General features: G+C 71.1%; 24 protein-coding genes. 8 read left to right on the top strand and 16 right to left on the bottom strand.

Annotation, left to right across the window (positions count from 1 at the left end):
• Window positions 1-61 precede the first annotated feature (61 nt).
• Window positions 62-1,255 carry a lipid-transfer protein gene (locus tag VIS07_23200; GenBank protein HEY8518431.1) on the bottom strand — a complete coding sequence of 398 codons (1,194 nt, stop codon included), beginning with the start codon at window positions 1,253-1,255 and terminating at the stop codon, window positions 62-64.
• Between the two features lie 199 nt (window positions 1,256-1,454).
• On the opposite strand from VIS07_23200, the gene VIS07_23195 reads away from it, so the two are divergent.
• The gene (locus VIS07_23195; protein HEY8518430.1) at window positions 1,455-1,706 is read left to right on the top strand and encodes a type II toxin-antitoxin system prevent-host-death family antitoxin; all 252 of its coding nucleotides are present in this window, start codon (window positions 1,455-1,457) and stop codon (window positions 1,704-1,706) included.
• Between the two features lie 70 nt (window positions 1,707-1,776).
• Here VIS07_23195 and VIS07_23190 read toward each other — a convergent pair whose 3' ends face one another.
• The gene (locus tag VIS07_23190; GenBank protein ID HEY8518429.1) at window positions 1,777-2,394 is read right to left on the bottom strand and encodes a methyltransferase domain-containing protein; all 618 of its coding nucleotides are present in this window, start codon (window positions 2,392-2,394) and stop codon (window positions 1,777-1,779) included.
• A gap of 78 nt (window positions 2,395-2,472) precedes the next feature.
• On the opposite strand from VIS07_23190, the gene VIS07_23185 reads away from it, so the two are divergent.
• From VIS07_23185 to VIS07_23175, 3 genes are all read left to right on the top strand, one after another.
• Window positions 2,473-2,943: a GNAT family N-acetyltransferase gene (locus VIS07_23185; protein ID HEY8518428.1), complete on the top strand. Its 471-nt coding sequence runs from the start codon at window positions 2,473-2,475 to the stop codon at window positions 2,941-2,943.
• 127 nt (window positions 2,944-3,070) lie between these two features.
• Entirely contained in the window at window positions 3,071-4,333 is a 1,263-nt protein-coding gene (locus VIS07_23180; GenBank protein ID HEY8518427.1) for a sulfotransferase, read from the top strand.
• 1 nt (window position 4,334) lies between these two features.
• Entirely contained in the window at window positions 4,335-5,474 is a 1,140-nt protein-coding gene (locus VIS07_23175) for a DUF1214 domain-containing protein (GenBank protein HEY8518426.1), read from the top strand.
• Between the two features lie 60 nt (window positions 5,475-5,534).
• Here VIS07_23175 and VIS07_23170 read toward each other — a convergent pair whose 3' ends face one another.
• The 8 genes from VIS07_23170 to VIS07_23135 all read right to left on the bottom strand — a co-directional run bounded on the left by VIS07_23170 (window position 5,535) and on the right by VIS07_23135 (window position 10,027).
• Window positions 5,535-5,942, bottom strand: a complete 408-nt coding sequence (locus VIS07_23170; GenBank protein HEY8518425.1) for a GFA family protein — start codon at window positions 5,940-5,942, stop codon at window positions 5,535-5,537.
• 41 nt (window positions 5,943-5,983) lie between these two features.
• Window positions 5,984-6,193 (bottom strand): hypothetical protein, encoded by a 210-nt coding sequence (locus tag VIS07_23165; GenBank protein ID HEY8518424.1) that lies wholly within the window; start codon window positions 6,191-6,193, stop codon window positions 5,984-5,986.
• A gap of 113 nt (window positions 6,194-6,306) precedes the next feature.
• A complete protein-coding gene (locus VIS07_23160; GenBank protein HEY8518423.1) occupies window positions 6,307-7,413 on the bottom strand; it encodes a DUF2855 family protein in 1,107 nt (368 codons plus the stop codon).
• 183 nt (window positions 7,414-7,596) lie between these two features.
• Window positions 7,597-8,292, bottom strand: a complete 696-nt coding sequence (locus VIS07_23155; protein ID HEY8518422.1) for a hypothetical protein — start codon at window positions 8,290-8,292, stop codon at window positions 7,597-7,599.
• A 56-nt stretch (window positions 8,293-8,348) separates the two neighbouring features.
• Window positions 8,349-8,783: a hypothetical protein gene (locus VIS07_23150; protein HEY8518421.1), complete on the bottom strand. Its 435-nt coding sequence runs from the start codon at window positions 8,781-8,783 to the stop codon at window positions 8,349-8,351.
• 82 nt (window positions 8,784-8,865) lie between these two features.
• Window positions 8,866-9,246 (bottom strand): hypothetical protein, encoded by a 381-nt coding sequence (locus VIS07_23145; protein HEY8518420.1) that lies wholly within the window; start codon window positions 9,244-9,246, stop codon window positions 8,866-8,868.
• A gap of 3 nt (window positions 9,247-9,249) precedes the next feature.
• On the bottom strand, window positions 9,250-9,468 hold the full coding sequence (locus VIS07_23140) for a hypothetical protein (protein HEY8518419.1): 219 nt from the start codon (window positions 9,466-9,468) through the stop codon (window positions 9,250-9,252).
• Window position 9,469: 1 nt separating this feature from the next.
• Window positions 9,470-10,027, bottom strand: coding sequence for a sigma-70 family RNA polymerase sigma factor (locus VIS07_23135; GenBank protein HEY8518418.1), 558 nt, complete (start codon window positions 10,025-10,027; stop codon window positions 9,470-9,472).
• Between the two features lie 146 nt (window positions 10,028-10,173).
• Between VIS07_23135 and VIS07_23130 the strand changes: the two genes are divergently transcribed.
• Window positions 10,174-12,816: a cytochrome P450 gene (locus tag VIS07_23130; protein ID HEY8518417.1), complete on the top strand. Its 2,643-nt coding sequence runs from the start codon at window positions 10,174-10,176 to the stop codon at window positions 12,814-12,816.
• 89 nt (window positions 12,817-12,905) lie between these two features.
• On the opposite strand, the gene VIS07_23125 is transcribed toward VIS07_23130, so the two are convergent.
• Window positions 12,906-13,583, bottom strand: coding sequence for a hypothetical protein (locus VIS07_23125; protein HEY8518416.1), 678 nt, complete (start codon window positions 13,581-13,583; stop codon window positions 12,906-12,908).
• 183 nt (window positions 13,584-13,766) lie between these two features.
• On the opposite strand from VIS07_23125, the gene VIS07_23120 reads away from it, so the two are divergent.
• Window positions 13,767-14,159 carry a hypothetical protein gene (locus VIS07_23120; GenBank protein ID HEY8518415.1) on the top strand — a complete coding sequence of 131 codons (393 nt, stop codon included), beginning with the start codon at window positions 13,767-13,769 and terminating at the stop codon, window positions 14,157-14,159.
• A 51-nt stretch (window positions 14,160-14,210) separates the two neighbouring features.
• Here the strand turns inward: VIS07_23120 and VIS07_23115 are convergent, their stop codons facing one another.
• Window positions 14,211-15,926, bottom strand: coding sequence for a solute carrier family 23 protein (locus tag VIS07_23115; GenBank protein HEY8518414.1), 1,716 nt, complete (start codon window positions 15,924-15,926; stop codon window positions 14,211-14,213).
• A 21-nt stretch (window positions 15,927-15,947) separates the two neighbouring features.
• Window positions 15,948-17,261 (bottom strand): MFS transporter, encoded by a 1,314-nt coding sequence (locus tag VIS07_23110; protein HEY8518413.1) that lies wholly within the window; start codon window positions 17,259-17,261, stop codon window positions 15,948-15,950.
• A gap of 98 nt (window positions 17,262-17,359) precedes the next feature.
• Between VIS07_23110 and VIS07_23105 the strand changes: the two genes are divergently transcribed.
• Both VIS07_23105 and VIS07_23100 read left to right on the top strand, forming a co-directional pair.
• Window positions 17,360-17,980, top strand: a complete 621-nt coding sequence (locus VIS07_23105) for a DsbA family protein (GenBank protein ID HEY8518412.1) — start codon at window positions 17,360-17,362, stop codon at window positions 17,978-17,980.
• A gap of 84 nt (window positions 17,981-18,064) precedes the next feature.
• Complete coding sequence (locus VIS07_23100; GenBank protein ID HEY8518411.1) at window positions 18,065-18,874, top strand: hypothetical protein; 810 nt, start codon at window positions 18,065-18,067, stop codon at window positions 18,872-18,874.
• Window positions 18,875-18,879: 5 nt separating this feature from the next.
• On the opposite strand, the gene VIS07_23095 is transcribed toward VIS07_23100, so the two are convergent.
• The 3 genes from VIS07_23095 to VIS07_23085 are packed head-to-tail and all read right to left on the bottom strand — an operon-like array spanning window position 18,880 to window position 23,860.
• A complete protein-coding gene (locus VIS07_23095; protein ID HEY8518410.1) occupies window positions 18,880-19,845 on the bottom strand; it encodes a D-2-hydroxyacid dehydrogenase in 966 nt (321 codons plus the stop codon).
• Window positions 19,842-21,407 carry a long-chain-fatty-acid--CoA ligase gene (locus VIS07_23090; protein ID HEY8518409.1) on the bottom strand — a complete coding sequence of 522 codons (1,566 nt, stop codon included), beginning with the start codon at window positions 21,405-21,407 and terminating at the stop codon, window positions 19,842-19,844. Before VIS07_23090 ends, VIS07_23095 begins: the two co-directional genes overlap by 4 nt.
• A gap of 38 nt (window positions 21,408-21,445) precedes the next feature.
• On the bottom strand, window positions 21,446-23,860 hold the full coding sequence (locus VIS07_23085) for a glycerol-3-phosphate 1-O-acyltransferase (GenBank protein HEY8518408.1): 2,415 nt from the start codon (window positions 23,858-23,860) through the stop codon (window positions 21,446-21,448).
• Window positions 23,861-23,948: the final 88 nt, after the last annotated feature.

Raw genomic sequence — 23,948 nt, 5'->3', positions numbered from 1 at the left:
AGCGGGCGCGCGACCTTCGCCGCGCGCCCGCCGTACATCAGTCAATCAGCAGCAGCTCAGCTCAGAACTGCGCCTTCCGGTACATCGTCACCACCGCAGCACCACCCAACCCCAGGTTGTGCTGCAGCGCGATCTTCGCGTCCTTCACCTGACGCTTGTCCGCCTCGCCGCGCAGCTGCCAGTTGAGCTCCGCGCACTGCGCAAGGCCGGTCGCGCCGAGCGGGTGGCCCTTCGAGATCAGGCCGCCCGACGGGTTCACGACCACCTTGCCGCCGTAGGTGTTGGCGCCGGAGTCGATGAACTCGCCCGCCTTGCCCTCGGGGCAGAGGCCAAGCGCCTCGTAGGTGATCAGCTCGTTCGCCGAGAAGCAGTCGTGCAGCTCGACGACGTCGACGTTCTCGGGGCCGTAGCCGGACTGCTCGTAGACGCGGCGCGCGGCCTCCTTGGTCATGTCGTAGCCGACGAGCTTCATCGAGCTCTTCTCCTCGAAGGTGCTCGGGAAGTCGGTGGTCATCGCCATGCCGAGGATCTCGACCGCCTTCGCCTGCAGGCCGTGCTTCTTGACGAAATCTTCGCTTGCCAGGATCGCGGCCGCGCCGCCGTCCGAGGTCGGACAGCACTGCAGCTTGGTCAGCGGATCCCACACCATCGGTGCCGCCTTGATCTGCTCGAGCGAGTACTCGTCCTGGAACTGCGAGTACGGGTTGTTCACCGAGTGCTTGTGGTTCTTCCAGCCGATCTTGGCGAAGTGGTCCGGCGTCGTGCCGTACTTCTCCATGTGCTCGCGGCCGGCGTTGCCGAAGAACTGCGGCGCGACCGGAGCCGCACCGACGCCACGGAGCTCGTTCATCAGCATGAACTGCTTGTCCATGGGGTTGGTGCGGTCGTTGTACTTGACGCCGAGCGAGCCCTTCTCCATCTTCTCGAAGCCGAGCGCGAGCACGCAGTCGGCGATGCCGCCCTCGATGAACTGCTTCGCCATGAAGAGCGCGGTCGAGCCGGTCGAGCAGTTGTTATTGACGTTGTAGATCGGGATGCCGGTGAGGCCGAGCTGGTAGACGGCGCGCTGCCCGCAGGTCGAGTCGCCGTAGCAGTAGCCGACGCACGCCTGCTCGACGAGGTCGTAGCTGATACCCGCGTCGGCGAGGGCCTTCTCGCCCGCTTCCTTCGCCATGTCGGGGTAGTCCCAGTTCCTCGCACCGGGCTTCTCGAACTTCGTCATGCCGACGCCGACGACGTACACTTTGCGACCCATGCTGCTTGGCTCCTTCTCGTTGCGTTGTGCGCGTGTTGGAGGGGGTCCCGACCGGATGGTCGGGTGCGCTCAGATCAGCAAAAGTGCACGCGCCATGCAACGTTTGTGGAGAGGCGCCGGGCGGCCGGCCAACGTGCCCGAGCCTGAGCATCGAGCGCCGCTGGTTGGGTGAGCGGCGTCGCTCCTCTAGGGTGCCAACATGCCTCGCAAGCCAACCAAGGCGACACGCATCCAGGTCAAGATCGGCGAGGCGAGGGCGCGCTTCTCCGAGTTCGTGCGCCGGGCTCTCGCGGGCGACGAGGTGATCATCGCCGAGGCCAAACGCCCGATCCTGCGGCTCGTGCCCGTGACGGGGGGCGTGCCTCGGAAGCCAGGCTCGGCGAAGGGCACGATTCGCATGGCCGCGGATTTCGACGCCACACCGGACGAGTTCTCCGACTACGTGGCGTGACGCTTCATCTCGGGCCCCACGCGCAGCTCTGTGGGTGTCGCGGTCGCCAACGGCACGCGCGTCTCGCACCTCACCCCCGCCGCAGCCGGTACCACCGCGGCGCCGCGCCGACCTTCTCGAGCACCCACGGCAGCTCCGCGTCCTGCGCCAGCTCGTCGGTGATCGTCCACCCGGGGTAGATGCGCTCGATCTCCGCGCGGTCGAGGCCGCGCGGCAGCGGCGGCCGGCGGCCGGGCGCAAAGGCGATCATCAGCAACGTCGCGTCGGGCGCGGCGAGCGCGGTGACCGCGCGCCCCACCGCGAGGCACTGCTCCGGCGTGAGGCCGTGCACGGTGCCGAAGTCGAGGAACAGGCGGAAGCCGGGCTCGAGGTGCAGGGCCGCGAGGTCGGTGACGTCGCCGAGGCGAAAGTCGACGCTCACGCCCTGCGCGCGAGCGCGCTCGCGCGCCCGCTCGATCGCCCGCGGCACAGCGTCGACGCCAACCACCTGCCAGCCGCGGCGCGCGAGCTCGACGGCGTGGATGCCGCTGCCGCAGCCGAGGTCGAGCACACGGCCGTACGGCGGCTCGCGTCCTTCTTCCTCGCGGTCGAACAGCGCCGCGAGCTGACGCGCGACCGACGGTTGCTCGAGAGCTTGCTCCCACGGCGTCACGCCAAGCCAGTACGCGATCCGATAGAAGAGGCTCATCGACCCTTCCCTATTGCCAGCTCGGACAGCTCACGCGAGCCTGCCATCTGCGCCACGCCCCGGTTACGCTGCGCCGCGATGAGCACCTTCGAGCCCTACGTCCGTCCCGCGATCCCCGCCGACCGCGACGTCCTCGTCGAGTTCGCCTGCGCGATGGCGCGCGAGACCGAGCAGCGCGAGCTCGACGTCGCCACCGTGCGCGCCGGCGTCGAGGCGCTGCTCGCCGACCCGACGCGCGGTCGCGTCTTCGTCGTCGACCTGGGCGGACGCGCGGTCGCGACCCTCATGCTGACCCTCGAGTGGAGCGAGTGGCGCAACGGCTTCCTCTGGTGGATCCAGAGCGTCTACGTCGCGCCCGAGCACCGCCAGCGCGGCTTCTACCGCATGCTGCACGAGCACGTGCGCGCGCTCGCACGCGAGGCGGGCGACGTCCGCGGGCTGCGCCTCTACGTCGAGCGCGACAACCGTCGGGCGCAGGCCACCTACCGGCGGATGGGGATGGAGGAGACGGGGTACCTGGTCTACGAGGAGGAGATCCGCCGCGCCTGACGGCCGCGATGACTCGACCTTCCCCGCGGCGCCTCGCGCCACGTCCGCGACACCCGCGATCTCGTTGACTCCATCGGCCGGTGGCGTAGCGTCGGTCGGCGTCCGCTCGGGCGCCGAGGAGACCACCATGAGCCAGCCTGGCGCGACGCTGCGACCGATGACCGAGCGCTACCGGCGTCCGGACTGGGTGCGGCGGATGAACGCCATGGCGGACGCGGTCGGCGGCGACGCGCGCCGCATCGTGCCGATCGACGCGGACGACCTGCTACAGCAAGCGGAAGCGTCGCTCGGCTTCGCTCCGCGCGGCGACTTCGGCGACCCGACCTGGCGCGAGCGCTTCACGCGCCTCGCGCGCGCGACCGACGCCTCCGACATGCACGTCGTCGGCCGCCTGATGACGCGCGAGGAGCTGCTGCGCGGGCTGCGCACGCGCTTTCTCCTGACCCGCGAGCTCGACGTCAATCCAAGCATCACGGACCAGCCCATCGAGGCGCCGATCGTCGTCACGGGCCCCGCACGCTCGGGCACGACGATTCTCTTCGAGCTGCTGTGGCTCGATCCCGACCTGCGCGCGCCCGTCGCCTGGCAGGCGCTGCACCCGCTGCCGCGCGCGCAAAGCAAGCAGGACGAAGAGCGGCGGCTGCGCGCGACCGAATGCGAGCAGGAGCTGTGGGCCGACGTGCAGCCGGAGTTCGCCGCGATCCACGAGCTGCGCTCGGATCTCCCGGTCGAGTGCGTGACCCTCACCCTGCCCTGCTTCTGCGGTCCGCACTGGGCGATGATCGCGCAGCTCGAGGGCTTCGAGATCGACAGCGTCGCGATGTACGACTTCCACCGCCGCGCGCTGCAGGTGATGCAGCACGGGCTGCCGAAGCGCACCTGGCTGCTGAAGACGCCGGGCCACCTCGCGACCCTCGAGCTGCTGTTCGCGATCTACCCGGACGCGTGGGTCGTGCAGACGCACCGCGACCCGGCGAAGACCATGCCGTCGACGGTCAGCACGACCGCGATGGTGCAGTGGATGCGCACCGACCGCGTCGACGTCACCTCGCTCGCCGCCGCGATCGAAGCCGTCTTCACCTGGGCCCTGAACCACAGCGTCGAGCTGCGCACGACCGCACGCGGCACCGTGCCGGATCGCTTCGTCGACGTGCACTTCGACGCGCTGATGCGCGACCCTGTCGGCACGCTCGAGCAAGCCTACGCGCGCATGGGACGTCCGTTCACGAGCGCGCACGCAGAGCGCATCCGCGCCTACCTGCGCGAGAAGCCGAAGGGCAAGTTCGGCACGCACCGCTACGCGCCCGAGGACTGGGGCTTCACCGCCGAATCGCTGCGCCGCAACCTCGCGCCGTACATCGAGCACTTCGGCGTCGCGCTGGAGAACTGAGATGAGCGACAGCGAGATCCAGACCGAGAGCCGCAAGGCGTTTCGCGAGCTGCTCGCGAGCCTCGCCGAGATCGAGCGTCGCTGGGCGAGCGCCGAGTGGAACCTGATGGGCCCCGCGGACGTCGCCGACGCGCACCGCGCGCTCATGCACCTGATCGGCGGCGGCATCACGACCTTCTTCGAGGCCGATCACACGCGCCCGCGCTTCCAGCGCATCGTCACCCCGACGCTCAAGTTCTCGGGCGACAACGCGGACGCGATCTACCACGACGCCGACGTCCATCCGGACTTCCAGTACGTCGTGCGTGGACGGATGGACGGTGCGGTCTACGTCTCGCTCACCGTCGAGTGCGACACGCGCGACGGCAGCATGGCGAGCCGCACCGCGGGCGTGATCAACGACACGCAGTTCGACGTCGACTCGGACGGCCGCTTCGAGATCCGCCTCGGCGGGCCGCCGCAGGAGCGCAACTGGCTCCCGCTCGAGGAGCACGCGACGCGCATCACGACGCGCCACTACTACGAGAACGAGCGTCCGGCCGCGGCGGATCCGACGCGCAACGCGGCGCTCGAGATCGAGGTGATCGAGCCGAAGACGCCGCCGCCGCCGTCACCGAACGACGCGTCGATCGCGCGCGCGATCCGTCGCGTCGAGCGCTTCGTGCGCTCACGCACGCTCGAGCAGCTCCCGATGGCGAAGCGCGAGCAGCCGGCGTTCGTCTCGATCGTGCCCAACCAGTTCCCGACGCCGGTGCGCCCCGACACCTTCGGGCTCGCCGCGTTCGACGCGCACTACTCGATGGCGCCCTTTTTCCTCGGCCCCGACGACGCGCTGGTCATGACCGGACGCTGGCCGCGGTGCCGCTGCGCGAACGTGTCGCTGTGGAACCGCTTTCTGCAGACGCTCGACTACGCGAATCGTCCGGTGTCGCGGAATCGCGCGCAGACGAAGCTGCGTTCCGACGGCAGCTTCGAGATCGTGCTCGCGCACCGCGACCCCGGCCACCCGAACTGGCTCGACACCGAGGGTAAGGCGCTCGGGCTCGTGTTCTGGCGCTTCTTCCTCGCCGAGGAGGAGCCGGAGACGCCGCAGGCGCAGGTCGTGCCGTTCGCGGAGGTCGCGACGGCGGGCCGGCGCTGAGCGTCGATCGACGTCCAGCCGCCCGCCGCCGCGTCCGTCGTCACCGCAACGGGCTCGCTCTCACCCCGGAACGGTGTCGAACGTCGGCACGCCCTCCGGCACGTGGTGAAACTTCTGCTTGTCCTTGAGGAAGATCACCATCTGCGGGGAGTCGAACACGCTCGGATCGTCGAGCGTGCCGACCTTGATCAGGCAGACGCCCGCGAGCCTGGGCGACCGGGTGAGCAGGTGCGTCCCGCACTCACCGCAGAACTCGCGCGTCACCGGATCGGACAGATCGCTGCGCTTGAACTGCTTCGGCGTGCCCTGCACGTACGAGAAGCCCGACTCGAGCATGCCGACGACGACGTTCGGATGCCCGCCCGAGATGTACTGGCACTCGCGGCAGTGGCACTGCCCCTTCATCACCGGATCGCCGGTCGCCTTGTAGCGGACGGCGCCGCAGTAACACCTTCCCGTGAGCTCCATGGTCCCTCCTTACTGCTGCTGATCCTCTTTCTGCTGCGCGATCATGATGCGGTTGCCGCACGCGTCGTCGAAGATCGCGTACTTGACGGCGCCGCGTCGATCGGCGGCACGCTGAACGCGACGCCGAGCCCCGCGAGACGCGCGTACTCGGCGTCGAGATCGTCGACGTGGAACATCGTCAGCGGGATGCCCGCGTCGTAGAGCGCCTTCTGCTGGTCGTCGACGAGCACGCTCGTCACCTTGATCCTCATCGCTCTCGCGTTCCCCTCGATCCGGCGTGGGATGTTGCGCTCTCCCCTAGCACCGGACCACGGTCACGAGCGAAGCGCGCGTGCGTGCCTCGGCTCCGCGACGTCGACCGAGTTCACCCGACGCTTCGGGCGGCGGGCTGCGTCTCGTGCAGCGACAGGATCAAGCCCTCGTCCGGCTTGATCCGGCCTTCCACCCCGTCGCGGTACACGGCCTCGACCGCCTCGGGGCCGCGCTTGTGGATGATCCGCAGCCAGCCCTCGGTCTCGCCGAGGAAGGTGCGCCACGCTTCTGCCATGCGCGTCTGCAGACCGCCCGGCCCCCACTCGCGGTTGCGCTTCTCGATCTGACCGGGCGCGAAGAAGAGCTCGGGCTTCGCGCCGGGCAGGTCCTCGGGGACGCCGCCGAGCTTCTCCCAGTGCGTGACGCCGACCTGCGAGCTGTACTTGACGCCGTCGCCGAGGTGCCGGTGCACCGCGGTGATGACCTCGGCGTTGCCCGCCATGTCGACGAGCACGATCGGCTCGTCCTTCGGCAGCTTCGCGATCGAGCCGTAGGCGAGCACCTGGTCGTAGCAGCCGACCCGCTCGACGAACGCGACGTTCGCAGGCGACGTCAGCCCGACCACGCGACACGCGCCGCGCCGCTTCAGATTCCAGGCGCACGACAGCGCCGTCTTGCTCGACGCGCTCGCGAGCACCACCGAGCGCGCGCCGAAGAAGCCGTTGTCCGCGAAGAAGTCGTCGAGCAGGAAGCCCGTCGCGAACAGCGGCCAGAGGAGCATCATGCGGTCCTCGTAGCGCGGGTCGTAGCTCGGGTCGCCCGACAGACGCGTGTACTGGTTGTAGAGCGGCGGCAGCTCCTGGCGGTGCGGCGTCGCGTCGACGAAGCCGCGCTCGCTCACCTGCGTCGGGATCACCACGAGGTGCGTCGACATCGGCAGGTAGCCGTAGATGCGCTCGCCGCGCGTGAGGCCGCTCGTGCCGGGGTCTTCCACGACCCCGATTCCCCAGACGGGGATGCGACCCCAGCCTTCCTCGGCCGGGAAGAACTTCCAGTAGCCGATCATGTCGCCGACCACGCCGTAGGTGACGTTGTTCGCGGTGAAGCCGAACGCCTCGACGCGCAGCAACGCCTGCCCGGAGCCGGGCTCGACGCGCGGCGGCGGCGACGACACGAAGCGGCAGCGACGAAGATCCTGGCGGTCGACGAGAAAGTCCATGGAGGCGCACCTTTGCCGATCTCGCGACCTGGAGCCAGAGGCGCGGGGTGTCGGCGCCCGATCCTCGGCGACACCACGCGAAGTCTTGCGCAGCACGTTCGGCCGTGATCGGGATAGGGGCCGCCTTCATGCGATCGCCGAGCTGCTCGCCGGCGGCTCGCCGATCAGCCCGCAGATCGCGCGCTACCTGCTGCAGAGCTTCCAGCGCGAGCGCTCGCCGGCGCCCAGCGACGAGCCGCCGATCCTGACCGCGCGCGAGCTCGAGATCCTGACGCTGGTCGCGAAGGGCTTCAGCGTCGCGGAAGTCGGCGAGCTGCTCGGCATCGCGACCCGCACCGTGACGACCGCCATCCCGGTGCCGATCTGCGCGAGCGTGATCTGCCGGAAGTACGTCCAGTCGTGGCGCCCGACGAGCGCGTCGCGCCCGCCGACCCAGATCCGTCCGAGGCGCCCGAAGTGGTGCGGGTACGCGTACAGCAGGACGTCGACGTGGTCGTCGCGGCCGTTCAGCAGCGCGCTCGGAAAGGTGAAGTACAGCGGACGGCTGAAGTTGTGCGCGACCGGCTCCTCGAGCGAGCCGCCGTCGCCGATCCAGTGCCCGTTGACGAACACGGCGGCGTTCATGTTGACGTCGGGCAGGTAGACCGCGCAGCGCCGCGCGCCGTCCTCGGCGGGCGGCAGCGCGAGACGATAGCGGCCGAATCCCCCGACGCCCGGACGTCGCGCACGCCAGGCGTCGGGCAGCGTCAGCGACGTCGTCGGCGCGTCTTCGGACGGAGGCTCGGTCTCGCTGCCGAGCGCGAAGTCGGCGACAGCGAGCCGCGCCGGCTTGCGCGGGCAGCCTGCCGCCGCCGACTCGCGGACCAAGGCGAGCAGCACGAGCGACGCGCACGCGCACACGAGGCGCGTGGGAGCGCAACTAAAGGAAAGAGATCCTAGCCAGCGAGAACGGCGCGGAAGCGCTCCGCGATCGTGGTCGCGGTCTCACGTGCGTCGGCGAGGATCGAGTCGGCGGTACGACGAACGTCCTTCCAGGATTCGCCCGCGGCGGCGGAGAGCTTCTGCACCGTCCGCATCGCCTCCTTGCGCCGCGTCTCGAGCCGCTTGAGCTGCGTCTGCGCGTCCCGGCGCAGGTCGCGCACGCGACGGCGCGCGTCGGCCTGGATCTTCTTCTCCGCCTGGCGCAGCGACTTGCGGATGTCGCCGATGGTCTTCTCCAGGCGCTTGACGCCTCGCTGCAGCTCCAAGTACGCGGCGCGCGCCTCGCGCGGCACCGTGGTCTGCACGCGACGCGCCGCCTGCGGGCGGCTCGTGCCGCGGCGCGCGGCGGTCGTCTTGCGAGACTTTTTCTTGACCGTTCTGGTTGCCATCGCGTCCTCCCTCCGGCGGCACGACCGGTTGCCGTTCCCTGCTCCTTATCACGGTGGGCACGCGAAAGAGTAAGGTCAAACGCTACGGCTCGGCGCCGAGCGCCCGGTTGAGCGGCACGACGACGAACGCCCAGGCGAAGGCGTAGATCGTCGGCGTCCAGAGGACGAGCAGCGCGACCGCCGGAAACCACTCGCCGCGCAGCGCGAGCCAGCCGTTGGCGGCGAGCGCCGCGCCGACGCCGAGCAGCGCGCCCCATGCGGCCGGCGCGACGCGCGGCCGCAGCCGCACCCAGAGCACGTTCCAGAAGCCCCACGCGATCGGCAGCAAGAAAAATGGGACGCTCACCGCGACGACGTCGCCGAACATCGCCCGGAGCAGCGCGCGTCCCGCGTACGGCAGGACGAGCGCCGTGCCGGCGATCGCGGCGCCGATCACGTAGGCCTGGAGATCGCGCCGACGCATGCTCTAGAGCAACCCCGACGCGGCGAGGAAGCGCAGCGGCTCGGGCACGAGCAGCGGTGTCGCGACCGCGACCAGCGCGGCGAGGCGCCAGCCCCAGCCGAACTCCGGCAGCTCGAGCGTCACGCGCTCGTTCGCCTTCAGCTCGCGCAGCCGCGCGCGCAGGCGTGGCGTCAGGTCGGGTGGCGGCGGCGTCGCCGCGCGGATCATTCCGAGCGTTCGCATGTCACTCCTTTCCAGGCTCCAGGTCGCGCAGCGCCTCGCGCAAGCGACGCAGCCCGTGGTGCAGTCTCGACTTGACGGTGCCGAGCGAGACGCCCGTCACCTGCGCGATCTCCTCGAGCGGCAGCTCGCCGAGCAGGCGCAGCGAGCAGACCTCGCGCTGCGCCGTCGGCAGGCTCGCGAACGCCGCCCGCACGCGGCGCTCGAGGCCGGGGTCGACGCCCGTCCGCGACGTCGTGGGCGGCTCGGCGTCGAGCGACGCGAGCGGCAGCCAGCCCCACAGCCGCTGCGCCCGGATCCGGTTGCGGGCGAGGTTGCGCGCGATCGTCCAGACGAACGGCCGCAGCGGCTCGCCCGGACGCACGCGGTCGCGGTGCTCGTGCAGCCGCACGAAGGTCTCGAGCACGACGTCTTCCGCCCCGGCAGCGTCGTCGAGCATGCGCGCGAGATGCCGCACGAGCGGCGGGTGCAGACGGCGGAACAGCCGCTCGAACGCCTCCTCGTCGCCGGCGAGCCACTGGGCGAGCAGGGTTTCGTCGCTGGCGTCCGGCGTCTCCTGCATGCGCGCTGCTCGTCGGCTCCTGACCCCGTATCCCCGACACGGCATCCGGGGTACCCCGGAGGAGGCGAAAAGGTTCTACCGGCTGGCGATGAACCTTCTTCCGTCCTCGCGGGTACGGCAGACACGAGCGAAAGGAAAGGACCGCCATGCGCTTGAGGATGCTCACCGAAGCCCCCGCCCGCGTCGCCCGCATCGCGTCGGTCGCGCTGCCGACGATCCTGCGCTATCGCGCCCTCGACCGCCGCGGCGAGCGCGCGACGCAGGCCGAGTGGGACGCGGCGCACGAGCGCACGGCGCGCGCCCTGCACGACCTCGGCATCGAGCTCAAGGGCTTCTTCGTCAAGCTCTGCCAGGTGGTCGGCGCGCGCGCCGACGTCTTCCCCGAGCCCTTCATCCGCCACCTGTCGCGCTTCCACGACGCCGTGCCGCCGCGTCCGTTCGCCGAGATCCGCGCGCAGGTCGAGCACGAGCTCGGACGCCCGCTCGCGGACGTGTTTGCGGGCTTCGACGAGCGCGCGCTCGCCGCGGCGTCGCTCGCGCAGGTGCACCGCGCGGTGCTGCGCGACGGCGAGCCGGTCGCGGTCAAGGTGCAGTACGCCGAGATCGAGCAGCTCGCGCGCATCGACCTCGCCTGCCTGCGGCTGTTCGCGCGCCTCGCGGCAAAGCTCGTGCGCGGCTTCGACCCGGTGCCGCTGGTCGACGAGCTCGCCGAGATGGTCGCCCTCGAGCTCGACTTCGCGCGCGAGGCGCGCTCGACCGAGCGGCTGCGCACGCTGCTCGCGGACGACGACACCGTGCGCCTGCCGCGCGTCCACCACGAGCTCTCGACCGACAAGCTGCTCGTCCTCGAGTTCATCGAGGGCACGCGGATCGCCGATCTCGATGCCCTGCGCGCGCGCGGCCACGACCTCGCGCGCGTCGCCGAGCGCGTCGGCCGCATCTACGCACGGATGATCTTCGAGCACGGCTTCTTCCAGGGCGATCCGCACCCGGGCAACCTGCTGGTGCTCGACGACGGAAAGATCGGCCTTCTCGACTTCGGGCTCGCGAAGGAGCTGCCGGAGGGCTTCGGACGCGCGGTCGCGACCATGCTCGTGCGCGCGCTCGCGGGCGACGCGCAGGGCGCGCTCGCCGCCGCGCGCACGATCGGCTTCGAGCTGCGCGACGGGCAGGCGAGCGCGCTGCCGGCGCTCGTGCTGTCGCTGTTCGGCGACCGCGACGGCGAGACCGACTTCGCGTCGCTGATCGCCCAGGCGCCGATCGCGCGCGTGCCGTCGGACTTCACGCTGATCGGGCGCGTGATGATCCTCCTGAACGGCCTCTCGCACCGCCTCGCGCCGGGGCAGCTGCTGGTGCAGCGCGCGCTGATCGAGCAGCTCTCGCGCCACGCCGACGCCGAGCAGGAGCCGCTGCCCGACGGCCTGCCGCCGGGACCGGACGCGCCGCCGCTGCTGCAGGGTCTGCGCTGGGTGCAGTGGCCGATCCCGTTCCTCGAGGAGTGCGCTCGTCGCTTCGGCGACGCCTTCACCGTCCGCCTGCCGGGCCGGCCACCGATCGTCATGGTGAGCCACCCCGACGCGATCAAGGATCTCTTCACCGGCAGCGAGGAGGACCTGCGCGCCGGCGAGGCGAACTACGTGCTCGAGCCGCTGCTCGGACGGCACTCGCTGCTGCTGCTCGACGGCAGCGAGCACCTGCGCGAGCGTCGCCTGCTGCTGCCGCCGTTCCACGGCGAGCGGATGCAGGCCTACGGCGAGACCATGCAGGAGATCGCGCGGCGCGCGGTCGACGCATGGCCCGTCGGCCGTGCGTTCGCGATCCACCCGGAGATGCAGGCGATCACGCTCGACGTGATCCTGCGCACGGTGTTCGGCCTCGACGAGGGGCCGAAGATGGAGGCGCTGCGGCGCGAGCTGGTCGAGCTGCTCGCGGTGTCGGCGAACCCGCAGCTGCTGCTCGCGGCGGCGCAGGCGCGCGCCGCCGGCAACGGCGGCGCCGCGACGCACCGCGCGGCCGCGCGTCCGCTGGAGGTGCGCGCACGCGTCGACGCGCTGCTGTTCGCGGAGATCGCGCGCCGCCGCGCCGCGCACGAGCAGGCGTCGAGCAACGGCGCGAACGGCGCGCAGCGCAGCGACGTGCTGTCGCTGCTGCTCTCGGCGCGCGACGAGAGCGGAGCGCCGCTCTCCGATCAGGCGCTGCGCGACGAGCTGATCACGCTGCTCGTCGCGGGCCACGAGACCACCGCGACCGCGCTCGCGTGGGCAGTGCACCACGTGCTCGAGCACGACGAGGTGCGCGAGCGCCTCGAGTCCGAGCTCGCGCGCCTCGGTGAGAACGCCACGCCCGAGGCGATCATGCGCCTCGACTACCTCGACGCCGTCGCCAAGGAGACCTTGCGCTTGACGCCGATCGTGCCGATGGTCGGCCGCCGGCTGACGCGCGATCTCGAGATCGGCGGCATGAGGCTGCCCGCGGGCGTCGTCGCGGCGCCCTGCATCGTGCTCGCGCACCGCCGGCCCGAGCGCTGGCCCGAGCCGCTCGCGTTCCGCCCCGAGCGCTTCCTCGAGAGCAAGCCGACGCCGTACGAGTTCCTGCCGTTCGGCGGCGGCGTGCGCCGCTGCCTCGGCGCGGCGTTCGCGCTCTACGAGATGAGGATCGTGCTCGCCGAGGTGCTGACGCGCGTCGTGCTGCGTGCGGCGCCGGGCTACCAGGTGCGGGTCGTGCGACGCTCGGTGACGCTGGCGCCGTCCGAGGGCATGCCGGTGGTGGTCGAGCGTCGCGCGGCGTGACGCGTGCGCGGCGCGCGTCCGCTCCTCACGCACGCACGTCGTCACGAGGGCCGCACGACCTGACGTGACGCCCTGGTGACGCGACGCCCTCAGTCGCGCAGCCGCTCGAGCGTCTCGCGCACGAGCTCCGCGAGGTCGCTCAGCGCGCGCTCGCGCGCGAGCGCGACGACGCGCTCCTCGCTGATCATCCACGCCGGGCGGGTCTGCATCGCCATGCCGTCCGCCTCGAGCGAGGCGTAGAGCAGCGCGTCGCGCGTGTCCCACAGATCACCACGCGCGACGAACAGCGCGTCGACCACCGTGCCCGGGACCAGGAGCGGGGTGAAGAGGAGCACGTACGACGGTCCGAGCACGTTGTTGTAGCGGTCGACGTCGGCGACACCGCTCACGACCAGCACGGCGTCGGCGCCCTCGGCCGCCGCGAGGCGACGGATCTCCGTCGGGTTGCGCGTCCCGGCGGGGTGGAGAAAGACGACGTCGGACACGATGCGGTCGCGCTCGAGCGCTTCGCCGACGCGGGTGAGCTTGTCCTCGTCGCTCGTCCCCCACTCCCACGGCGGCCGCTGGTCCGCCGGTACGCCCGGCGGCGCGACCGGCGGCTGCAGGACGATCGCGAGCTTGAACGGTCGCTCGAGCCCGGCGAGACCCGCCACCTCGACGGGCGGCGCGACCGCCGCGGCGAGCGCACCACGGTCGAGCCCACGCGCGGACGAGCACGCCGACACGAGCGCGAGCAAGGCCAGCAGCAGCGGGCGGCGACCGAGCATGGGCAGTTTGGATGCCAGACGGCGGCGCGGCCCGTCGAGCATGGCGGACGAGAAATTTTTCGGCTTTGGCGTAGGGACCCTCGAGCTGTCTGTGCTACCTGCCGTTAACGGTCTGCAGGAGGAGCGGGAAGTATGGAGACGACGAAGGGGATGCGACGGACGAACGACCGGGCAAGCGGTTCCGTGACGCGCTACGCGGTGACGCTCGCCGTGATCGGCGCGCTGCTGCTCGCGAGCTGCGCCGCGATCCGGCGCGACGAGGCGCAGAGCACGGAGAGCCTGCTCGCCGCGGCCGGCTTCAAGGCGCGCCCGGCGGACACCCCGGAGAAGGTCGCGCAGCTCAAGAGCTTGCCGGCGCTGAAGATGCAGATGCGCGTGAAGGACGGCAAGACGGTCTACACCTACGCCGACCCCTACAACTGCAACTGCCTCTACGTCGGCGGCCCGTCGGAGTACGCCGAGTACCAGCGTCTCGCGCTGAAGCAGCAGATCGCGGAGGAGAACATGGCGGCGGCCGAGGCCGCGGAAGACGCCGCCATGGACTGGGACATGTGGGGTCCCTGGGGCTGGTACTGATCCGCAGCAGCTCCTGAACGACGGTGGCGCGGCAGCGAACGCCGCGCCACGTCAAGCATAGAAGGTGAGCCGGATCCGGCAGCGCCGGCCGTCCGACGAGCGCTGCATGCGGTCGGGGAACACGCCGCTCAGGAAGCCCGACAGGCCGAGCGCGAAGCTCTGCTCCTCGATCATCTCGCGTCCCGGGTCCTGCTCGGACGCGATGTAGGGCAGCGTGCCCTCGTACTCGAGCTCGACGACCAGATCGAGGTCGTCGTAGGACACCTTCGCCGTGATCGGTCCCTGCGCGTGCTGCCCGGCCGTGAGGATCTCGCTGAGCTCGCGGACCGTCGCCGCCGCGCGCTCGAGCGCCGCCGCCGGCACCTCGAGCTGCTCGGCCTCCTCGCGCAGGACGTGCTCGATGTCCCGCGCCGGAAGGCCCTCGCCGCCGACGGTTGCGACCAGCGTCCGCCGCCTGCCCGGCATGAAGATCAGGTTGAGGCCCACCGAGAGCAGCACGGCGAGCGAGACGATCGAGCCCGTCAGCGCGTGCAGCGCCTCCGGCAGATCGTCGAAGAACGCGGGGAAGAGCGAGCGGCTGACGGAGAACAGCAGCGACAGCCCGACGATGAACGTCGTGCGCAGCGTCACCGGCCGCGACGTGATGATCTGGATCCCCGCGACGACCATGAAGCTCGCGCTGAAGACGAGCGCCGCGCCGATCACCGACATCGGCATCGCGAGCAGCGAAGCCGACACCTTCGGGAAGAACGACAGCACCACGAACCACCCGGCGATCGCCCAGGCGATCACGCGGCTCGTCGCGCCGGTCGTCTTCTCGACGCCGACCAGCGACGGCCCGGCGCTCAGGCCAGGCGCGCCGAGCGCGCCGCCGAGCGCGCAGCCGAGCCCGTCGGCGACGATGCCGCCGCGGATGCGTCGGTAGTCGGGACGCGTCCAGCCGGCGTCGTTGATCTTCTCGCAGGTCGTGATCACGCCGGTCACGCGCAGCGCCGCGGCGATGCAGGCGATCACGAACGGCGGCAGCAGGTCGAGGTCGACCGAGTAGGAGAGGAAGCTCGGATCGGGCAGCGCGAGCCAGGGAACCTTCGCGACGTGCGCCATCTCACGCTCGGGCACGGCGCCGAGGAGGAGCGCCGCGATCCAGCCGAGGATCAGGCCGTTCAGCGTGCAGAACAGGCGCACGAGGCCACGTCCCCACACGCTGAAGCCGACCATGAAGGCGAGCGTCAGCAGCGCGACCGCGATGTGCGCGCCGAATGGCGCCTGGTCCGCGGCGGCGACGTCGAGGAAGCTCTTGACGCCGATGAAGCCGAGCTCGTGCCCGACCGCGAGCACGATGAAGCCCGAGATCACCGGCGGGAACACCTGACGCAGGTTGAGGATCACCCACGCGAACGCCGCCTCGACGAGCCCCGCGACGACGATCATCCCGCACACGAGCGAGAGCCCGCCGGCGTGCGCCGCGGTGAGACACGGCGGCAGATAGATCGCCGACACCACCGGCGGGGCGAGGAAGCCCGAGCCGACGATCTTGAGATCGAGGCTCTGCAGGACGGTCATCGCGCCGAGCGCGATCATGCCGAGGCTCAGCGCGTTGTGCGCGACGTCGAGCGACTCGCCAGACGCCCGCACGATCAGCGCGATGATGACCAGGTAGGGGATGATGTACGCGACGTGCTGGAAGCCGAGCAGCACGAGCTGCGGCAGCGGCGGGCGCTCGTCGAGCGCGTAGATCAGATCCTTGGGACGAATCGGGCCGGGCATCGATGGTCCGCGCGTCGCTGTCTAATGACGAGCGACGCCGAGTCCAGCTTCGATCTCCTCGAGGGTCATGCCGCGCGTCTCGGGCGCCCGCCAGAGCACGTAGAGCGCGCCGCAGATCGGCCCGATCGCCATCAGGCCGACCGCGCCCGGAATGCCGATCTCGACCGCCAGCGCGCCGATCAGCGCCGGGGTCGCGAACTCCATCACGCGGCCGAACAGGTTGGTCGTCCAGCTGTACCCGGTCGCGCGGATCGCGGTCGGGAAGAGCTCGGTCGCGTACGTGTTGGTCGCGGCGTTGGCGCCGAGAAAGCTCACGACCGTCACCGACATGAGCGTCATCTGCAGCAGCATGTCCGGGCTCTCGATCCAGAACAGCGCGAAGATCGCGACCGCCGCCGTCATGTAGAAGCCGGCGCACGTGATGCGCCGCCCGAGGCGGTTCATCAGGTAGCCCGCGAGCGGCGAGCCGAGCGCGAAGCCCGCGAGGTAGCCGACCGCCACCACCGCGCCGTACTGCGCCGCGCTGTAGCCCAGGTTGCGCGCGGCGTGGATCGTCCAGAACGTCGTCGCGGGCGACGTCACCAGGTGGTTGCAGTTCCAGATCAGCGTGACGAGCAGCGTGCACGCGCGGTACTGCGGCTCGAACGGCACCTTGAGGTGGTCCCACATCTGACGCCACGTCTGCGTGCCGCGCTCGCGCGCCACCTCCTCGAAGCGCCGCGTCTCCTTCATGCCGAGCCGGAAGAAGAAGATGAGGCCGAGCGGGACGAGCCCGATCAGGTACATCGCGCGCCAGTCGTAGTGCGCGAGCACCCAGCCGGCGGCGAGGAACGCGACGATCGTCCCGACCGCCGCCACGCCCGAGAGCAGCGCGATGCCGAAGCCGCGCCAGCGCGTCGGGTACTCCTCGCCGATGATGATCAGCGACAGCGCGAACTCGGCGGCGAGGAAGATGCGCGCGCAGAGCTGGTAGAAGGTGAACTCCGCGATCGTGCTCGACATCGCGGTGAGGCCGGTGAACAGCGCGTAGCCGAGGATCGTCAGCGTGATCAGCAGACGACGCCCGTAGCGGTCGGCGAACACCAGCACGAAGAACGAGATCACCGCGCCGATGCGCGCGATGCTGACGACGAGCCCCCAGGCGCCGTCGTCGAGCCCGTACTGGTCCTTCACGAAGGGCGCGACGGTGGCGAGGATCGCGGCGTCGAAGCCGTCGAAGAACGTCGCCGAGGCGAGCATCGCGAGCAGAGCCCACAGGTAGGGCGTCATCTCGCCGGCTTCGACGCTGGCGTTCGCGGTCGCGCGCGGGGGCATCACTTCGGGGGAGCTGCCCATGGCCGCACACTTCAGCGGATCGGAGGCCGCGGCACAATCCCAGCGCGTCTTTAGGCGAGCCGCTCCCGCAGCGAACGCCGACCTGCTAGCGTGCCCGCGTGCAGCTCGTGCGGCTGATCGTGCACTCCGACTACCTCTGCCCGTGGTGCTACAACGCGGCGGTCCGGCTGCACCGGCTCGAGCGCGAGAGCGGCGGCGACGTGCAGATCGTGTGGCGCAGCTACCTGCTCCGCCCCGTGCCCGACCCCAAGCGGACGCTCGAGAGCTTCCGCGCCTACACGCGCTCGTGGCTGCGTCCCGCGTCCGAGCCCGACGCCGCGACCTTCCGCGTCTGGGAGGGCGACGCCGGACCGCCGTCGCACAGCGTGCCGCCGCACCTCGCAGCGAAGGCCGCCGCCTCGCTCGGCGCGCAGCAGTTCGAGCGCATGCACCTCGCGCTGCTCGAGGCGTACTTCGCGCACAGCCGCGACATCACCGACCGCGCGACGCTGCGCGCGATCTGGAACGAGCAAGGCCTGCCGGACGAGGAGTTCGCGCGCGTCGACGAGCCGCGCTTCCTCGAGCAGACGCTCGCCGAGCACGACGAGGCGGTCCGCCTCGGCGTGAACGGCGTGCCCGCGGCGCGCATCGAGGGCAGCGACGCGTTCGTCACCGGCGCCTATCCGATCGAGATGTACCGGCGCTGGATCGAGCGGGCGCGCGCCGGACTGGCCGGCTGATTCGCCACGCAGAGCCCCAACGTGCTTTCGCGGCACGTGGCGCGCCTGCTAGGATTCCCCGTCTCAGCGGACGGGGAGCACGACATGCGACCGTACAGCGGGATCGTGGCACGTCGCCTGCGGCGCTGCCTGCGGGCGGCGATCGTCGGCCTGCCGCTCGCGCTCGTCGAGCCGGTCGCGGCGCAGGAGATGGCGCCGCCCGGGTCGGAGAACGGTCGGCTCGTCAGCCGCACCGAGAGCGGCTACACGATCGACGCCTACGAGACGAACCTCGTCCAGGTGCTCACCGAGATCGGCAGCCTCGCCGGCTTCACCGTGGAGGCGCCGGACAACTTCAACTCGCCGCTCACGCTGTCGGCGGAGAACCTGCCGCTCGACCAGCTCCTGCAGCGCGTGCTGCGCAACGAGAACTACATCATCGTCTACCGCGGCGGCGTGCAGAAGACCGCGATCACCGGCGAGGGCATCGACAAGATCTTCCTTCTGTCGCAGGCCTCGAGCGGACCGATGCCGCGCGCGGCGGCGGCGACCGGCGCCTCACCGCTCGCCGGACCCGGCGCGCAGCCCGCGCGCCGCGCGGTGCCGGGCACGAAAGCCCAGCCGGCCGCGCAGGGCGAGCAGGCGCCGGGTGAAGGCGGCGACCTCCTGTCCGACCTCGCGGCGCGCGCGCAGCGTGCGCGCGAGCGCGCGGAAGCGCGCCAAGCCGCGACCGGAGCCGGCGGGGCGATGCCGCCCGCGCCCCCGGGTCCCGCTCCGGCTCCGCCCGACACCGCGCACGTCGTCGAGGCGCCCGAGGACTTCACGCCACCGCCGATCGAGGGCGATTCGGGCGAGGATCACGTCGCCGGCGACATGATCGATCCCGCGCACGACGAGGCGAACGACGAGTACTGACCCGGTCAGCCGACCAGGTTGATCGGCGAGCCGGCGAGGAACGCGCGCACGTTCGCGACCGTCGTCGCCATGAGCCGCCGGCGCGCCGCGAGGCTCGCCCACGCCATGTGCGGCGTCAAGATCAGATTCGGAGCGTCGAGCAGCGGATTGTCGGCGCGGATCGGCTCCTCCGAGACGACGTCGAGCGCCGCGCCGGCGATCGTTCCCTCGCGCAGCGCGCGCGCGAGCGCGTGCTCGTCGACGAGAGCGCCGCGCGCCGTGTTGATGAGCAGCGCCGTGCGCTTCATGCGGCCGAGCAGCGCGTCGTCGACGAAGCGCGCGTTGTCGGCGGTGAGCGGACAGTGCAGCGTCACGACGTCCGCCTGCGCGAAGAGCTCCTCGACCGGCAGCCAGGCGAAGTCCGGCCACGCCGGCGCCTCCCGCGCCGCCCCGCCCGGACGCGCGCTCGCGACGACGCGCATGCCGAGCGCGTGCACGAGCTCGCCGACGCGCCGTCCGATGCGTCCGAAGCCGACGATCCCGCAGGTGAGCCCGGCGAGCTCGAGCGGCGGCTGGTGCCAGAAGGAGAAGTCCGGACAGCGCTGCCACTCGCCGGCGTGCACCGCGGCGTCGTGCTCGCCGACCCGTTGCGCGAGCTCGAGCAGCAGCGCCAGCGTGTGCTGCGCGACCGAGTCGGTGCCGTACTCGGGCACGTTCGAGACCAGCACGCCGCGCTCGCGCGCCGCCGCGACGTCGACCACGTTGTAGCCGGTCGCGAGCACGGCGATGAAGCGCAGCTCGGGAAGCTGCTCGAGCACCGCGCGGTCGAGCACCGTCTTGTTGGTCAGCACGATCTCCGCCCCGCGCGCCCGCGGCACGACCTCGTCGCGCGCGCTGCGGTCGTGGACCTGGAGGTCGCCGAGCGCCGCGAGCTCGTCCCAGGGGTTGTCGCCGGGGTTGAGCGTGTAGCCGTCGAGGACGACGATTCTCACGACACGCGCCGCGTATGGCCCTTCCAGTAGGGCTCGCGCAGCTCGCGTTTGAGCACCTTGCCGCTCGGGTTGCGCGGCAGCACGTCGACGAAGTCGACCGACTGCGGACGCTTGTAGCCGGCGAGCTTGCCGCGGCAGAACTCGATGATGTCCGCGGCGTCGGGCTTCGCGCCCTCGCGCAGGACGACGATCGCCTTCACGGCCTCGCCCCACTTCTCGTCGGGCACGCCGATCACCGCGACGTCGGCGACCGCCGGGTGCTGGTAGAGGACCTCCTCGACCTCGCGCGGGTAGACGTTCTCGCCGCCCGAGACGATCATGTCCTTGACGCGGTCGGAGATGTAGAGGTAGCCGCGCTCGTCCATGCGACCGGCGTCGCCGGTGTGCATCCAGCCGCCGCGCAGCGCCTCCTTCGACGCCTCCGGCAGGTTCCAGTAGCCGCGCATGAGCTGCGGTCCGCGCGCGACCACCTCGCCGACGGTGCCCGGCGGCACCGGGCGATCCTCCGCGTCGACGACGCGCACCTCGGTGCCGACCATCGCGCGACCGGCCGACAGCAGCAGCTCGGGCTCACCGGCGAGCGCGCGGCGATGGTCGGACGGCAGCAGGTAGGTCACCGCCGCGGTGGTCTCGGTCATGCCGTAGCCCTGCAGGAAGTCGCACTTGAAGACCTCGATCGCGCGCCGCAGCGTCGCCTCCGAGATCGGCGACGCGCCGTACGCGATGTAGCGCAGATCCGCATACTGACGATCGGCGACGTCCGGCACCATCACCAGGCAGGCCTGGATCATCGCCGGGACGAGCAGCGCGCGCCCGATCTTCTCCTCGCTCATCGCCTGCACGACGGCCTTCGGGTCGAAGTCCTCCTGGATGAAGAGCGAGCCGCCGTGCCAGATGCTGCTGAACGTCATCAGCGCGGCGGCCGCGTGGTACATCGGCGCGACGATCAGCGAGCGCTCGCCCGGCGCGCTGTCGAGCGCGAACGACGCCTGCGTGAGCTGCGCCGACACCGCGCCGTGCGTCAGCACCGCGCCCTTCGGACGGCCCGTCGTGCCGCTGGTGTACATCTGGTAGACGTCGTCGCTCGCCTCGACGTACACGTCGGGCGGCGTCGCGGGCGCGCTTCCCAGGAACTTCTCGTAGTCGTCCCAGCCGCTCGGCACCGCGGGCGCCTCCTGCGCGATGCAGCGCTCGACCGTCTTGAGCTCGCCGCGCACGGAGTCGATCGCCGCGACGTACTCGCCGCGCGCGACCAGCAGCTTCGCCTGCGCGTCGTTGACGATGTAGCTCCACTCGGGCGGTGCGAGGCGGTAGTTGAGCGGCACCGGCACGACGCCCGCCTTCGACGCGCCGTAGTACATGATCGCGTACTCGATGCCGTTCTTCGCGAGGTACGCGACGCGGTCGCCGCGACGCAGCCCGGAGGCGAGCAGCGCGTTGGCGAGACGGTTCACGCGCTCGGCGGCCTCGCCGTACGTGATGCGGCGCGCGCCGTGGACGGCGAACTCCGCATCGGGCGTCTCGCGCACCCGGAAGTCGAAAGGATCGTGCAATCGCAGCATGGAAGCTCCTCGAGCCGAAGGTACAGACCGATGCTCTTCTAGTCCGCGAAGCCCGCGCGGCGCGCCGCGTCCATCGCGTCGATCGCGTCGACGCGCCGGATCGCTCCGCGAATCTCCTCGGCAAACACCGCGCGGCGACCAGCCAGATCGGGGCCGCTAGAATCGACCAGGTCGCGGTTGCGCGCAAGGCTGAGCGCGGTCTGGAAGAGCACCCGCGACACCGACTCGGCGCTGCGGATGCGGCGCTGCAGCTGGTACTGCTTGCCGAGCGCGAGGCAGTCCTTGAGGAACTCGTCCTCGTCGAACGGCGCGTCGGGCGCGAGCCGCGTCAGCGCGTCGCCGACCACCTGGTAGGCCTCGAGGAAGGGCCGCAGCACGCGGTGCGCGACCAGCGGCTGGATCTTGCGCAGGAGCCCCCTCACCTCGGCGCCGCCGATCGCGAGCTCCTGCTCCCAGGCCGGGTCGTGCAGCGCGAGCTCCTGCGCGAGCTCGGCGCGGAACGCGTCCTTCTCGGAGAAGAAGAACTCGAACTTCAGAAGGTCGCGCAGCCGCAGCGCCTCCTCGTAGAACTCCGCGCACGCGTCCTCGACGTCGCGCTCCGCCGCGTGCAGCAGCGAGAGCTCGACGATCGCCGCGTTGACGAAGAAGTGGATGATCGTGTTGCGGTAGTACGCCGCGGTCAGGTGCTGGTCGGGACCGATGACGTAGACCGCCTCGGGTCCCTCGTCGAAGCAGGCGACGACGCCGCTCTCGACCAGCGCGCCGAGCGCGCGCCGCACGTCCTCCGGCGTATCGAGCGCGTGCTCTTCGGTCATCGGCAAGCGACGCTTGCAGACGTAGACCAGCAGGTCGCGCAGCACGTCGCAGACCTCGGCGAGGGTCAGCGCGCGGTCGCCGACGCCGAGCAGCGCGAGCGTCACCAGCGAGGTCGGCGTGATCGGCGTCACGCGGTTGATGCGCACCGCGACCTCGAAGGCGAGCTTCTGCAGCGCGAGGCTCTGCTCGTCGGGGTTGGGCTCCGTGCCGGGCTCGGGGAGCCCGAGCGCCGCGCGCAGCGACAGCGGCTCGCCGAAGTTGATGTGGATGTCGCCGAAGCGCCGGCGCAGCGAGCGCAGGATCTTCAGGAACCAGCCGAAGCTTTCTTTTTGCTTGGCGGCGCCGCGCTGCTCCGCGACGTAGTCGCCGACGTCCTGGATCTGGTCGTAGGCGATCGACACCGGGATCAGGAAGACGTCCTCCGCCTTGCCGCGCCGGTAGGCGTCGACCACGTAGGCGAGGAGGCCGAGCCGCGGCGGCAGCATCTTGCCCGAGCGCGAGCGTCCGCCCTCGATGTACCACTCGAGCGAGAAGCGCTTCTCGATCAGGTAGTCGATGTACTGGCGCAGGACGAACTTGTAGACCGGGTTGTCCTTGAACGTCCGGCGGATGAAGAACACGCCGCTGCGTCGCACGAGCGGCCCCACCGGGAAGAAGTTCATGTTGATGCCGCCCGCGGTGTGGTTCGGCGGGTGGCCGTTCTCGTGCAGCGCGTACTGCAGGACCAGGTGGTCGAGGTTCGACTTGTGCGACGGCAGGAAGACCACCGGGTAGCGCTGCGTCAGCCCGTAGAGCTCGCGCAGCCGCTCGCGGTCGTAGTGCAGCGCCTCGCCATAGGCCTGCGTGTAGAGCAGGTGGATGAGATGCGCGGTGAGGTCGATGACGTGCGGGCTGTGGGTCGCCGCGATCTCGCGCAGGTAGCGGCGCGCCTCGCGCTCGACGGTCGCCTCGCTCTTGCCGGTCTCGCGCGCGAGCCGGGCGACGCCGGCGCGGAACGCCGGCCGCGCGAGAATGTCCTCGTGGACGAGCTTCGGCACCTTGTAGCGCGCGCCGCGCAGCCGCCGCTCCGCGCGCTCGAGCGCGAGCGTCGCCTGGCGCCAGACGAAGTCCGCGAGCCCCGTGGTGTGCGTCGGGTCGAAGCCGCCCGCCTGCCGCCAGCGCTCGCGCAGCGCCGAAAGTGGTGCGGGCTCGGCGGCGACGATCATGCAGCGCTCGGGATGGCGACGCAGGATGACGTGCTGGCGCAGCGGCCCCGGGTCGCGCGGGTCGCCGACGGTGAGCAGCTCGCGCAGCGGGTTCTCGCGCACGCCGTCGACCTTCTTCCGCTCCCACGCGACGCGCAGCGGCGCCATCAGCGGATCGCCCTCGGAGGCGACGCACGACTCGAGGCGGCCGTCGATGCGCCTGCGCCGGCGCCGCGAGGGCGGGATGTCGACCACCTCGTAGGTCGCCCCGGCGGGGCGGTGCCGCTCGATCCAGTCCTCGAGCAGGCGCCGCTCGAGCCTGCTCGACGCATCAAGAAGAAAGACCACGCGGTGCCCGTTCGACGCCGGCCACGAGGGCTCGTTCGGAAGCCGCTGCCTCGCGTCGTGCGTCGGCGTCGTCGGCGCCGCCGTTGCCGCGCTGCTCTCCGCCATCGCGTCTTCCTCTTCCCGCAAGGCGCCGTGCGTGTAAAGCGTCGACGACGGGCGGTTCGACGCCCGGCGTCGGTCACCTCGGACGATC

It is taken from the genome of Candidatus Binatia bacterium, assembly GCA_036563615.1.
Taxonomy (GTDB): Bacteria; Desulfobacterota; Binatia; order UBA12015; family UBA12015; genus DATCMB01.
The sequence above is the reverse complement of the archived record's forward strand: the minus strand, read 5'-3'. Positions and strand labels throughout refer to the sequence as shown.